This window comes from Chachezhania sediminis (assembly GCF_009765275.1).
GTDB lineage: Bacteria > Pseudomonadota > Alphaproteobacteria > Rhodobacterales > Rhodobacteraceae > Chachezhania > Chachezhania sediminis.
The window spans coordinates 242,743-255,520 of sequence record NZ_VOPH01000005.1 but is presented as its reverse complement, the minus strand read 5'-3'; the positions used below and the strand labels follow the sequence as shown (position 1 = coordinate 255,520).

Annotated in this window: 14 protein-coding genes; 5 read left to right on the top strand and 9 right to left on the bottom strand. The window is 65.0% G+C overall.

Going from position 1 to position 12,778, the window contains the following annotated elements:
- The first annotated feature begins 134 nt into the window (after positions 1-134).
- Both FQK05_RS16885 and FQK05_RS16880 read left to right on the top strand, forming a co-directional pair.
- Entirely contained in the window at positions 135-548 is a 414-nt protein-coding gene (locus tag FQK05_RS16885; RefSeq protein ID WP_158968965.1) for an Hsp20 family protein, read from the top strand.
- Positions 549-553: 5 nt separating this feature from the next.
- Positions 554-778, top strand: a complete 225-nt coding sequence (locus FQK05_RS16880; RefSeq protein WP_158968963.1) for a DUF1150 family protein — start codon at positions 554-556, stop codon at positions 776-778.
- A gap of 62 nt (positions 779-840) precedes the next feature.
- Here FQK05_RS16880 and FQK05_RS16875 read toward each other — a convergent pair whose 3' ends face one another.
- The 5 genes from FQK05_RS16875 to trxB form a co-directional block, all read right to left on the bottom strand.
- Complete coding sequence (locus FQK05_RS16875; RefSeq protein WP_158968961.1) at positions 841-1,704, bottom strand: glycosyltransferase family A protein; 864 nt, start codon at positions 1,702-1,704, stop codon at positions 841-843.
- A 93-nt stretch (positions 1,705-1,797) separates the two neighbouring features.
- Positions 1,798-2,628, bottom strand: a complete 831-nt coding sequence (locus tag FQK05_RS16870) for a hypothetical protein (RefSeq protein WP_158968959.1) — start codon at positions 2,626-2,628, stop codon at positions 1,798-1,800.
- A 115-nt stretch (positions 2,629-2,743) separates the two neighbouring features.
- Positions 2,744-4,462 (bottom strand): bifunctional sulfate adenylyltransferase/adenylylsulfate kinase, encoded by a 1,719-nt coding sequence (locus tag FQK05_RS16865; RefSeq protein WP_158968957.1) that lies wholly within the window; start codon positions 4,460-4,462, stop codon positions 2,744-2,746.
- Between the two features lie 191 nt (positions 4,463-4,653).
- Entirely contained in the window at positions 4,654-6,348 is a 1,695-nt protein-coding gene (locus tag FQK05_RS16860; protein ID WP_233270550.1) for an adenylate/guanylate cyclase domain-containing protein, read from the bottom strand.
- Positions 6,349-6,402: 54 nt separating this feature from the next.
- Positions 6,403-7,344 (bottom strand): thioredoxin-disulfide reductase, encoded by a 942-nt coding sequence (gene trxB / locus FQK05_RS16855; protein WP_158968953.1) that lies wholly within the window; start codon positions 7,342-7,344, stop codon positions 6,403-6,405.
- A gap of 215 nt (positions 7,345-7,559) precedes the next feature.
- Between trxB and FQK05_RS16850 the strand changes: the two genes are divergently transcribed.
- The gene (locus tag FQK05_RS16850) at positions 7,560-8,060 is read left to right on the top strand and encodes an Lrp/AsnC family transcriptional regulator (protein ID WP_158968951.1); all 501 of its coding nucleotides are present in this window, start codon (positions 7,560-7,562) and stop codon (positions 8,058-8,060) included.
- A gap of 253 nt (positions 8,061-8,313) precedes the next feature.
- On the opposite strand, the gene pgeF is transcribed toward FQK05_RS16850, so the two are convergent.
- Genes pgeF through lgt form a run of 3 tightly spaced genes read right to left on the bottom strand, consistent with a single transcriptional unit; the run spans position 8,314 to position 11,035 of the window.
- A complete protein-coding gene (gene pgeF, locus FQK05_RS16845) occupies positions 8,314-9,078 on the bottom strand; it encodes a peptidoglycan editing factor PgeF (protein WP_158968949.1) in 765 nt (254 codons plus the stop codon).
- The gene (locus tag FQK05_RS16840; RefSeq protein ID WP_158968947.1) at positions 9,075-10,142 is read right to left on the bottom strand and encodes a class I SAM-dependent methyltransferase; all 1,068 of its coding nucleotides are present in this window, start codon (positions 10,140-10,142) and stop codon (positions 9,075-9,077) included. Before FQK05_RS16840 ends, pgeF begins: the two co-directional genes overlap by 4 nt.
- Entirely contained in the window at positions 10,139-11,035 is an 897-nt protein-coding gene (gene lgt, locus FQK05_RS16835; RefSeq protein WP_158968945.1) for a prolipoprotein diacylglyceryl transferase, read from the bottom strand. Before lgt ends, FQK05_RS16840 begins: the two co-directional genes overlap by 4 nt.
- Positions 11,036-11,130: 95 nt before the next feature.
- On the opposite strand from lgt, the gene FQK05_RS16830 reads away from it, so the two are divergent.
- A complete protein-coding gene (locus tag FQK05_RS16830; protein WP_158968943.1) occupies positions 11,131-11,373 on the top strand; it encodes an accessory factor UbiK family protein in 243 nt (80 codons plus the stop codon).
- Between the two features lie 75 nt (positions 11,374-11,448).
- Here the strand turns inward: FQK05_RS16830 and FQK05_RS16825 are convergent, their stop codons facing one another.
- Positions 11,449-11,823, bottom strand: a complete 375-nt coding sequence (locus FQK05_RS16825) for an MliC family protein (protein WP_158968941.1) — start codon at positions 11,821-11,823, stop codon at positions 11,449-11,451.
- 391 nt (positions 11,824-12,214) lie between these two features.
- On the opposite strand from FQK05_RS16825, the gene FQK05_RS16820 reads away from it, so the two are divergent.
- On the top strand, positions 12,215-12,715 hold the full coding sequence (locus tag FQK05_RS16820; RefSeq protein ID WP_158969265.1) for a type III secretion system chaperone family protein: 501 nt from the start codon (positions 12,215-12,217) through the stop codon (positions 12,713-12,715).
- Positions 12,716-12,778 lie beyond the last annotated feature (63 nt).

Genomic DNA, 12,778 nt, shown 5'->3' with positions numbered 1-12,778 from the left:
AGTGACGATAATACGAGGCGAAACCGGACAAGCCTAGCCCTTGTTACAGTGATGATTTCCACCCATATTAACCCCTGCACGGTTGCCAGAACGGGACCGTGCGTTCCGTCGCTTTTGACATAAGGACGAAACCGGTGTCGAAACTTACCTTGGGCGCGTATCCGCACCTGCTTGGCTTCGAACAGCTTGAACGGCTGCTCGAGCGTACCTCCAAGTCGGGCAACGAAGGTTATCCGCCGTTCAATATCGAACAGACCTCCGATCGTTCGTACCGGATCACGCTTGCCGTGGCCGGGTTTTCCGAAAGCGATTTGTCGATCGTCGTCGAGGACCGCCAGTTGGTGATCCGCGGACGGCAGGCCGACGACAGTGACGGCCGGGTGTTCCTGCACCGCGGAATCGCCGCCCGACAGTTCCAGCGCACCTTCGTGCTGGCCGACGGAGTCGAGGTGGGCGAGGCGGTGATGGAAAACGGCCTGCTGCATGTCGACCTGACGCGCGCGGTTCAGGAACCGGTCGTCCAGACGATCAATATCAGAAAGGGGTAAGTCTTATGAATACGCCCATCGATCTTCTGCCCACGGGCAAGTCCATCGTTTACGTGAAGGCGGTCGAAGCCAAGGACCTGCCGAAAGAGGTCCAGTCGCAGATGGAAGACCTGACCCGCGTCTATGCCGTGCATGACGCCGACGGTCAGCAATTGGCGCTGGTCGCCGACCGCAACCTGGCTTTCGCGCTGGCCCGCCAGCACGACCTGACCCCGGTCACGGTGCACTGACCTTTCGCTGAACACGCGCCCCCGGGACCTGCCCGGGGCGCAAAACGTTCGGGTGGTGACCTTCAGGCGGCCGGCTTTTCCCGGTTCGGCCAGATCCCGTAGGTTTCCTGCAGATAGCGGACACAGGCGGCATTCGCCTCGGTCCGGTCATAGCCTTCGATCACGGCCATGTAGAGCGCCGAGTCGGTGGCAGCCTTCATCTCGGGGGGGATCTGTCCCTGCCGGTTGATCCAGACGCCGGTGCCCTTCAGTTCCAGCATCCCGGAAAGCCAGATGTCGTCGACCGACCACAGCTTGGCCGGGACGTCAAAGACCTTGTCGTCGAAGAAATGCGGCTTCACCAGGACGCCGCCGCAGCCTTCGGCGATGTCGATATAGCCGTTCTTGGCATAGGCCGGTCCGCGCGGCGGCTTGGGCAGCTTCTTTCCGGTCCACAGCTGTTTCACCTGCTGCTTGATGCGGCGGCCGCGATAGACCATGTCGAACCGGCGACGCCCGGGAACATAGAGATTCCAGGGCGACCGGCCTTTGATCGTGTCGAAGCCCAGTTGCTTCAGGTCCAGGCCGGAATTGACGATGCAGTCCCTGGGCCGCGATTTCGAGATCCTGACGAACTCTTCCACCCAGGTCGGATGCGCGACCCGGTCGTCGTCGCAATAGAAGATCCGCACGTCCTCGCGCCCGCGATAGTCCTGCAGCGCGGGCAGCACCTTGGTCGCGGGGCCGAAATCCTCGTCGCAGATGCGCAGGGTGACGCCTTCGGGCAGGTCCGGTTCCGTGAATGCGTGCTCCGGGAAACGGCGATAGGTGCGCGGGATGTTCACCCGGATCTCGTCGATCTTTTGACGCTGGTTCAGAAGACTTTGAAGAACACCGCCCAGCATGTTGAAACGGGGGGGGATGGTCGACAGGGAAACAACAATCATGGGGCTGCTTTTGGGTCCTTGGGGCGTCGGCTAAGCGACGGGCGGGCCTGTCGCTTCCGGCTGGTCAGTCTTCGGGCCGCTTTGGCCCAGCTCCTAGGGGGCGGGGTCTTCCCAGACCATGTCGGCCGGCAAGTGATCCGCGTAGCGTGCCATGGCCCGTTCGTAAAGACTACCTGGGGCAGGGCGCAGGTGGGCGATTTCCTTCCGGTGGACGTGGATGCCGATGACCTCGGGGTCGTCCTCGATCTCCCAGTGCCTGTTTGCCATGTAGAACTTGTTCGTTTCCTTGCCGTTCCAGGAATAGAACGGTTTCGGCCCCAGTGCATATTTCAGCAGCCCGTGCTTCTTGGCCAGCCGCGTGAAGGCATCGTTGCCGTAGATCGTCATGCCCAGATCGCGGGGCGAATATTCCTTCCCCTGCAAGCGCCACAGCATCGGCTTCAGCACGCGGCGCCGGAAGCCCAGCCAGTGGGGCATCAGGTCGGGATCGTCGAAGACCTTCTTGTAGTCGGGGATCATCGGGCTGCCCTGCGGAAGATAGAACACGGGCGATCCGATGCGGTGCCCGTCCTCCCACGCGAAATAGGGCTTCGCGGGATCCACTTCGAACCCACGGAACAGCAGGATGTCGGTGTCCAGCCACAGGCCCAGCCCGTCTTCCATCATCCGGATGCGAAACAGGTCGCTGAAATTGACGATCGACTGGCCGGGGCCGCGTTCGGCGTAAAGGACCGGCTTCAGCCGGTCGATATAGGATCGCGACAGGACCGGTTCGGCGTCCTTCACGGTCACGCCCGGGGGCACGTTGTCGGGCGTGTCGAAGGAATAGAGGTCCACCTCGAACCCGTGGTCGAGCCACGAGGCAAGGCAGAGCGCGCCCAGGTTGTGAACTCGGCCGGAATGCCAGAACGTTGCCAGTTTCATGCGGTGCGGATCCATCGGGTCTTCCATGGCGCTCTATCAGAAGCAGGGGGCGAAGAACAAGAAAACCGCCCCGGATGAACCGGGGCGGCTTCGGAAATCGTCAGCGTGAAGGCAATCACTCGGCGGCGATCAGGCCCATGCTTTCCAGTTTCAGGATGACCTGGTGGGCGCAGTTGTCCACATCGGTGCCTTCGGTTTCCAGCCGCAGTTCGGGGTTTTCCGGCACGTCGTAGGGGTCGGAAATCCCGGTGAACTCCTTGATCTTGCCTTCGCGGGCCAGCTTGTACAGGCCCTTGCGGTCACGCTTTTCGCATTCCTCGATCGTGGTCGCGACGTGGACCTCGACGAAGGCGCCATAGGATTCGACGTCCTCGCGCACGGCGCGACGGGTGGTCGCGTAGGGCGCGATGGGGGCGCAGATCGCGATGCCGCCGTTCTTGGTGATCTCGGACGCGACATAGCCGATGCGGCGGATGTTCAGGTCGCGGTGCTCTTTCGAGAAGCCCAGTTCCGACGACAGGTTCTTGCGGACGATGTCGCCGTCCAGCAGCGTCACCGGGCGGCCGCCCATCTCCATCAGCTTGACCATAAGCGCGTTCGCGATGGTCGACTTGCCCGACCCCGAGAAGCCGGTGAAGAAGACGGTGAAGCCCTGCTTGGACCGCGGCGGCTTGGTGCGGCGCAGTTCTGCGACCACTTCCGGGAACGAGAACCATTCCGGGATTTCCAGGCCTTCCGCCAGGCGGCGGCGCAGTTCGGTGCCCGAGATGTTCAGGATCGTGATCTTATCCTTGTCCTCGATCTCGTCGATGGCCTCGTACTGAGCGCGTTCCTGGACCCAGACCATGTGTTTGAAGTCCACCATCTCGATGCCCATCTCTTCCTGGTGCTTCCGGAAGAGGTCCTGTGCATCGTAGGGGCCGTAGAAGTCTTCGCCCTTCGAGTTCGAGCCGGGGCCCGCGTGGTCGCGGCCCACGATGAAGTGGCTGCAGCCATAGTTCTTGCGGATCAGCCCGTGCCAGACGGCCTCGCGCGGGCCGGCCATGCGCATGGCCAGCGGCAGCAGCGACATCGTGGTGGTCGATGCCGGGTACTTGTCCAGCACGGCTTCATAGCAGCGCACGCGGGTGAAGTGGTCGACGTCGCCCGGCTTGGTCATGCCGACGACCGGGTGGATCAGCAGGTTGGCCTGGGCTTCCTTTGCGGCGCGGAAGGTCAGTTCCTGGTGCGCGCGGTGCAGCGGGTTGCGGGTCTGGAAGGCCACGACGCGGCGCCAGCCCAGCTTGCGGAAATAGGCGCGCAGTTCGTTCGGCGTGTCGCGACGCGCCCGGAAATCATAGTGCACCGGCGGCTGGATGCCGGTCACCGGGCCGCCCAGGTACACGGGGCCGGCCTGGTTGTGCAGATAATAGACCGCCGGGTGCTTGTCGTCGTCGGCGCCAAAGACCAGTTCGGCCTCTTTCGCCTTGTCTGGGGTCCAGCGGTCGGTCACCGTCATGGTGGCCAGGATCACGCCTTCACGGTCGCGCAGCGCAATGTCTTCGCCGATCTCGATCGAGTCCGCGAACGCCTGGGTGACGTCCAGGGTGATCGGCATCGGCCACAGCGTGCCGTCGGCGGTGCGCATGTTCTCGACCACGCCGTTATAGTCGGCCTCGGTCAGGAAGCCCTTGAGCGGGGCGAAGCCGCCGTTCATAAGCAGTTCCAGATCGCAGATCTGGCGCGGAGACAGATCGTGACTTTTGAGGTCTGCGGCCTCGACTTTCAGTTTCTGCGCGGACTCGTAGGAAACATAAAGTTCCGGGACCGGGGCCAGATTGCTCAGCATGGTCATAACGTCTCTCGAAAAAATTGTGCTTTGTGGGGCCGATGGGGCGGCGCGGCCGGCTGAGCCTTAGACCGGTCAGCCTCGAATTGTCCAGCATGCAAGGCCGGAAGGGCCTTCGATGCGTGCATTTGTCCCTTTCAAAAGCGGCGGAATGCTGCCGGTGCGAAAAGTTTTACCGCATCGCAGCAATGTCGGCGTCAACTCGTGCGCTCGGCCGTGCCTGCCGTAGCGGCAAGGCACTCGTCCAGCCCGGCACAGCGGGGTACTGGCAGGGCCGGCATGGGGTGGTCCAGGCCGCGCAGTTCGAAGTCCTGCATCTGCAGGTCGGCCGGATCGAACCCGGCCGCGGTCAACACTTCGGCAGAGACCAGCAGCTCGACCCCGGCTTCCTTCGTCATCGCTTCCAGCCGCGATGCGATGTTGACGGTGTCGCCGATCAGGGTGCGGGGGGCATTTCCGGCGGCGCCGATTTCGCCCAGGACCAGCAGGCCAAGATGAAGGCCCACGCCGATCTTGATCTCGGTATCGCCATGACGGGCCAGTCCGGCATTGAACGCCTCCAGCGCGGTGCCGATCTGGCGCACCGCCTCCAGCGCGTCCCTGGCCGAAGTTGCGGCGTCAGGCGCTTCGAAAACTGCAAGAAAACCGTCGCCCAGGTATTTGTCGACGGTGCCTCCCGACCGCATGATCGGGGGCACCACGGCATCGAAGAAGCGGTTCAGAAGGAAGACGACGTCATAGGGCAGTTGACCTGACGTGCGGGCGGTAAAGCCGCGCATATCCAGGAACAGGATCGCCAGGCGCCGTTCCTCGCCCTGACTGGCATGGGCCCGGCCGCGTTTGCCATCCGGCTGGAACACGCGAAAGACGGCCAGGTCGTTTTCGGGGCTGATCTGGCAGGCCAGACGCGCATTGGTCGGCGCGCCGACCGCGCGCAGGGTCCGCGCCTCGGCCTCGTCGGGGGGTGGCAAGAAGGCGGCGCCATCCTCGACGATCACCCGGCAGGTGGAACAGCGCCCGCGTCCTCCGCACAGCGCCGTATGCGGCACGCCATTGGCGCGCGACATCTCCAGCAGCGTCGCGCCGCGCCGCCCCAGCACCTCGGGCCCGTCGATGTAGCGGATCCGAACCGACCGGCGCCGGGTCGCGATCTGGCGGACCAGCTGCCACAGCAATGTCGAACCGACCAGCGCCAGGAAGATGTCGAAGGCGGTGCCGCTGATTCGGGCCAGCGTGGCAAAGGCTTCGGCATCGGGAAAGTTGATTGTCTCGGCATAGGCCCAGAAAGCGTCCGGGTCGGCCTTCAGCGGCGCAATGCGCCGGCCTTCGACCAGATAGCCGGTCATGGCGAAGGCGGGGACCATGACCGCGCCGGCGCTGAGATAGGGAACAGCCCGGTCCCACCACGGCGCCGCGCGCAGCCACATGCGCAGGCCGATACAGGCGTGGGTCCAGACGATCAGGATCAGCAGCGTCTGGTAAAGCCCGTCACGCGTGCCCCAGATCAGCGCGATCAGATAGGCATACTGGTCGTCGACATCGAACATCGCCGCCGCGACATGGGTGTGGACCACATGGGCGATCAGGAATACCGGGATCAGGAAGCCCAGGCCGATCTGGGCCCATTCCCGGAACGGGATCCGCAGGCTGCGCCGCCGAAGGACGTGCCGGAAGGCCAGGCCGACATGGACCAGCGCCGCCAGCGCCAGGATGGCCGACCCGGGCCCGCTGCGGGTCACCGCCTTGCGCCAGACCTGCGCCGTTTCCAGCCATTCCGACGAAAAGAGCCCAAGCCCCAGGTTCAGGAAATGGGTCAGCGCGAACAGGAACAGGATCAGCCCGGAAACGATCCGCGCCCGTGTCGCCCAGTTCCCATGCCACAGAGCGTTCACACGCCAGGTCCTCTCCATGCCCGCCGCAGTGTGTCCTGCAGCGGGCAGGGCGGCCTATTCGTTTTCGGCCAGAAACCGTTCCGCCTCAAGGGCTGCCATGCACCCCATCCCTGCGCTGGTAACGGCTTGACGGTATTTGTGGTCGGTCAGGTCGCCCGCGGCAAAGACGCCGGGGATCGAGGTAGCGGTGCTGTCGGGCTTGGTCACGACATAGCCGCCCATGTGGGTTTCCAGCTGATCGGCCACCAGTTCGCTGGCCGGGGCGTGGCCGATGGCGACGAAGACGCCCTTGACCGGGATCTCGGTGATTTCGCCAGTCTGGACATGGCGAACCTTCACCGCCTCGACCCCCATCGGGTTGTCCTGGCCCACGACCTCTTCCAGTTCGTGGAACCACATCGGTTCAATCTTGGGGTTCTTCATCAGCCGGTCGATCAGGATTTTTTCGGCGCGGAGTTCATCGCGGCGGTGGATCAGCGTGACCTTCGACGCGAAGTTGGTCAGGAACAGCGCCTCTTCCACGGCAGTGTTGCCGCCGCCGATCACGACGATTTCCTGCCCACGATAGAAGAAGCCGTCACAGGTTGCGCAGGCCGAGACGCCGAAGCCCTTGAACTTGTCTTCCGACGGCAGGCCCAGCCATTTGGCGCGGGCACCGGTCGCCAGGATCACCGCATCGGCCTTGTAAACCGCGCCGCTGTCGGCCTTGGCCGTGAACGGACGTTCCTGCAGGTCCAGTTCGGTGATGATGTCGCTGACGATCTCGGTCCCCATGGCGCGGGCATGGGCTTCCATCTTAACCATCAGGTCGGGGCCCTGGATCTCGGACTCGCCCGGCCAGTTCTCGACCTCGGTCGTGGTGGTCAGCTGGCCGCCGGGCTCGATGCCCTGGATCAGCACGGGTTCCAGCATGGCACGCGACGCATAGACGCCCGCGGTATAGCCGGCCGGGCCGGACCCGATGATCAGCAGTTTCACGTGGCGGGGGTCGGACATTGCACAATCCTCGTGGCTCAAAGGGCCTCGTGGCTTCGATGGGTGAAGCGGTTGGGTCGGACAGAGGATATAGAGAGGTGACTTACAGAGTTGAAGCCCCCGGCGAGACACGGCAATAGCTGACGCAGGAGCCGCAAGCTTTTGCGCTGCAGCGAAACAATATTGCGCAGCATTGCTCCAACCTATAAGAAACGCAAAACCCTGGAGAGTAGTGAATGCCCGACGCCCGTCTGGATCCGATCGACCGCAAGATTCTGTCCGAACTGCAGGCCGACGGGCGGATGACCAATGTCGAACTGGCGAAGCGGGTGGGCATTTCCGCACCTCCCTGCCTGCGGCGGGTTCGCACGCTGGAAGAGCAGGGTCTGATCCGCGGCTACCATGCCGAGGTCAACGCCCGCGACCTGGGCTTCGAGGTGCAGGTTTTCGTCATGGTCGGTCTGGAAAGCCAGGCCCAGGTCGAACTGGCCGCCTTCGAGGAACGCTGCCGCGACTGGCCGCTGGTCCGTGAATGCCACATGCTGAACGGCGAGGTCGACTTCATCCTGAAATGCGTGGCGCCGGACCTGTCCAGCTTCCAGGCCTTCCTGACCGATGAACTGCTGACCACCCGCAACGTCGCCAGCGTGAAGACCTCGCTGGTGATCCGGGCCGCCAAGGACGAGCCCGGCGTGCCTTTCGAGGTCATGGAAGACCGGCTGAGCCGGACCGCCTGATCCCTTTCTTTCTCCAGTCCCAAAGCGCCGGGGCATGCCGGAAGGCATAACCGGGCGTTCTTTGTTCCCGGGTCAGTGCCTGCCGTTCAGCCGGACAACCTGTCGGACGGTGGCAGTGAAACGCGTTGACCCGGACAGGATATCGCCCTGACGGCGGCAAGCGTGGCTCGGGGACTTCCCCGGACGGGCATCACGCCGATCCTGTGCGGGCAGGGGGCGTGTCGCGGGACCCGTGATCCCGGGTTACAGCAGGTCAGAGCCGGATGCAGGAGATCAGCCGGCCGTAATCCGCTTCGCCCGCATGGGTGGCGCGGCGATAGGAATAGAAACTGGCGGGATCCGAATAGGTGCAGTGCCGGGTCCATTCGGCCGATCCGACACCGGCCTGGCGCAGGCGGTAAAGCCCGAAGCCCGGCAGGTCGAACATCATCCGGTCTGCGGAGCCGCCAGCGAAGAAGCGGGCATATTCCGGGTCCTCGATCATGAAGTCCTCGAAGAATTCGGGGCCGACCTCGTAGGCGCGCTGGCTGATGCAGGGACCGATGACGGCGGCGATGCGGGCGCGGTCCGCGCCCAGGGCTTCCATTGTGTCCAGCGTCGCTTCCAGTACGCCGCCCAAGGCCCCGCGCCAGCCGGCATGGGCCGCGCCGATCACGCCGGCCTGCGCATCGGCAAAAAGGACCGGCTGGCAGTCCGCTGCCAGCACCGCCAGCGCCAGGCCGGGCGTGTTCGACACCATGGCGTCGGCCCTGGGTCGGTCCTCCATCGGGCCGGTCACGACGATTACGTCGGGGGAATGGACCTGGTTCACGGTGACCAGCGCATCCGGGGCCACACCCATCGCCTCGGCCACGCGTGCGCGGTTGATGGCCACGGCCTGCGACTGATCCGAAGATCCCAGGCCACAGTTCAGCCCTGCGAAGATCCCCGACGAGGCCCCGCCCCGGCGCGTGAAGAAGCCGTGACGGACCGGCGCAAGGCTGTCCGACGTGACGATGTCGAGCGTCGAGGTGGTCATGAACTTGTTCCCGCAATCGGTGCCGCCCCGTCCGCGACAAGGCCCAGCACCTTGAACAGGTTTCCCATTTCCTGCGGGTGCGTCAACCGCCGATGGGCGGCGATATGGTCGTCCAGCGCCGGGCCGGCAAGATTGCGCGCGAGCGTCTGTGCCCGCGCCGTGATGCCCAGCCGTTCCAGGAACACGCCCTGCGGCGTCAGGGGCGCCACGGCGCAACCGGCGGCCTGCGCCATCTGCGCCAGCGGTTCGAAATCCACATGCGCCGTCAGGTCTGCCTGCCCGGGATCTTCCAGCGGGGGGCAGGGGGCGTGCGCCTTCAGCGCCTGCAACGTGTCGCCCAGCGAATGCCAGCCGCCATAGTCGATCACCAGCGCCGCGCCGCCATGGGCGGCGATGCGGCTGACGACGGCGTCGAAGGCCGGGTGCGCGGCCTCGCACAGTTCCACCAGATCGCCGTCCCGCGTGTCGGCCAGCCGGTGCTGCAGCGCGGGTTGGGGGCTTGCGGGGCCAAGGGCGAAGTGCAGGCCATCCTCGTTCGCGGCAATCAGCCGTTCCCGCCAGCCGTCGCCATCGCGCAGGAACTGCCGGATCGGCAGGGCGTCGAAGAATTCGTTGGCGACCAGGAACAGGGGCGCCTGGGGCAGGTCCTCGGTCCGGTCGGCCCAGTTCGGCGCGACGTCGGTCACACAGGCCGCCTGTTCTGCGCGCAAGGGCTCGGACGCCTCGACCAGCACGACCCGGGCGGCGGCGTGGAAGCCCGGCACCCGCTGCGTGGCGCGCAGGACGTCGGCCATCAGTGTCCCGCGGCCCGGGCCCAGTTCGGCCAGCGTGAAAGGGGCAGGGGCCCCCTGATCCAGCCAGGCCTGGGCCATGGCCAGACCCACCAGTTCGCCGAACATCTGGCTGATCTCGGGTGCGGTGGTGAAATCGCCGCCTGCGCCCAGCGGGTCGCGGGTGCTGTAATAGCCCGATGTCGGGTGCCACAGGCATTCCGCCATGTAGTCCGCCACGGTCATCGGGCCCGCAGAACGGATCCGGGCGATCAGGGCGTCTTGCAGGCTCATGCCGTCTTCGGGCGGCGGGACCAGCTGACCAGCATCGCCGCGACCCCGATCAGGATCATCGGCGTGGACAGGGTCTGTCCCATTGTGACGCCCCAGCCTTCGACGTGAAAGGCCAGGCCCAGCGGATTGCCGGGGCTGACGAATTGCGCATCCGGCTGGCGGAAGAATTCGACGAAGAACCGCGCGACGCCATAGCCGGCAAGGAAGGCGCCGCTGACGAAGAACGGCATCCGGAACGCGCCCCGGCGATAGACCAGCCACAGCAGCACGGCCCCCAGCAACACGCCCTCCAGCAGCGCCTCGTACAGTTGCGACGGGTGGCGGGCGCAGACCCCCACGACATCGGGGCAGAACTGCGCGGCCTCGCCCGGGAAGATCACGGCCCAGGGCACCTCCGAGGGCCGGCCCCACAGTTCGGCGTTCACGAAATTGGCCATGCGGCCGAAGAACAGGCCCGGGGGCGTGGCGTGGGTACACAGGTCCGCCACGCTGGCAAAGGAAATCCCCTGCTTTCGCGCGAACAGGAACACTGCCACGATGGTGCCGATGAAGCCGCCGTGGAACGACATGCCGCCGTGCCAGATCTTCAGGATCTCGACCGGGTTCGCAAGGTAATAGGCGGGCTGGTAGAACAGGACGAAACCCAGCCGTCCCCCCAGGATCACGCCAAGGATGACCCAGGTCAGCATGTCCTCGAACTGGCGGGCGGTCATCGGTGGCGTCTCGCCCGGCCACAGGCGGGGGCGGTTCAGCGCCATGACGCACAGCCGCCAGGCCACCACGATGCCCGCGATATAGGACAGCGCATACCAGCGCAGGGCGAAATCCATCCCGAACAGCGTGAACGAGAAGACTTCGGGCGAGATGTCTGGGAACGTCAGTACGGCCTGCATGGTCGCGTCATTGCCTTCAGGATCGGGGGCAAGTCAACCTTGCCGGCTGCGTCTGTTCTGCCCATATAGGGACCAACCTGACGGAGAGATGACATATGCAGACCCGCAGCAAGATCTTTGACGATATCTCGAGCCTCATGACCAATGCCATGGGTGTCGCCCAGGGGGCGCGAGACGAGGCGGAAAACGCGGTCAAGTCGATGCTCGACCGCTGGCTGGCCGACCGCGACCTGGTGACGCGCGAGGAATTCGACGCCGTGCGCGCCATGGCCCAGAAGGCCCGCGAAGAGAACGCGGCGCTGGAGGCGCGCATCGCCGCGCTGGAAGCCCGCAAGTAACGCGTAGGGCGGGGGGCTACCCCGCCGCCACGCCGACAGCCCAAGCCCGGCGCCATTCCGTGGCGCCGCGGTGGATCATTCGTCCGCCAGTGCCTTGCAGGTCAGGATCGGATCCGCATCTTCGGCCGCTATCTGGTTGCGCATCGTGGCTTCGTCGCCCTTGACCCACCATTCATAGACACCCGCCGTGTACCGCGCGCCCGAAGCCGAGATGGCCGAAGTGAGCAGCAGGGTGGAATCCTCCAGCTCCAGCACCACAAGTTCGTTCAGGTCTGCGTTGACATAGGTTGCCGACAGCGTCCCTGCGTCGCCGCAATCATAGTCGGTCGGGATGACATTGACCGGCGGCTGCAGGTCAAGGGAGATGGTGACGGTCGGCCCGTCCACCTGGGCCAGGGCGGGCGATGCAGCGGCCAGCGTGGCAGCGGCGATCAGTGCAAGATGTTTCATTGGGCGGCTCCTGTCCGTTGCCGGGGTCGTGCCCCGGCGAACAACCGGGGGGCGAAAATCGCCTGTGACGATCCTGACCGTTCGGACCGCCGGGCGCCAGTCCCGGTTTCGGGATGACGGCACGATCTGTGGTGCCCCGTCCCGGTTCGGGGCCCGCATTGCCGTCTCGGGGCAGGATCCCGGATTGCCTTCGAATGCGGCATATTGTGGATAGATCCCGGACCATCCACAAGTTAAACGAGATATCCCCAAATAAAGGGTTGCCAGACCACTGCACTGCTAGCACCATATGTAGTGTGGGCAGGGCTCCCGCGCCCCGCCCAATTGAGCAGGCACCTAGAATTTGCGGCGACAAGCGCAGCAAACCTCTAGCCTACAAAGAGGTGGCATGATGGCCCTACTCGAGCTGGATCACGACATCGACATCCACCCCATCGACATGGTCGAGACCCTTGCGGCGGACTATGACTGGGATTTCGACCGTCTGGGCGACGACCAGATCGCCATGGCGGTGGAAGGTCAGTGGCGAACCTATTCGCTGACTCTGGCCTGGTCGGCCTATGACGAGACGCTGCGACTGGTCTGCACCTTCGAACTGGACCCGCCAGAGGAGAAGCGGGCCGAACTTTACGAACTGGTCAACGACATCAACGATCGCAGCTGGGTCGGTGCCTTCTCGTACTGGCCGGCGCAGGGGCTGATGGTCTATCGCTACGGGCTGGTGCTGTCGGGGGGCCAGATGGCCGGCCCCGACCAGATCGACACCATGATCCACGCGGCTGTGGCCGGGGCCGAGCGTTACTATCCGGCGCTGCAGCTTCTGATCTGGGGCGACAAGACCCCGGCACAAGCCCTGCAGGTCGCGATTGCAGAGGCCTACGGCCGCGCGTAAGTCTTGGTCCGGTGCACGTCGCCGGGCCTGAACGGTGGCCGGCCCCGGCAGGGTGATGCCGGG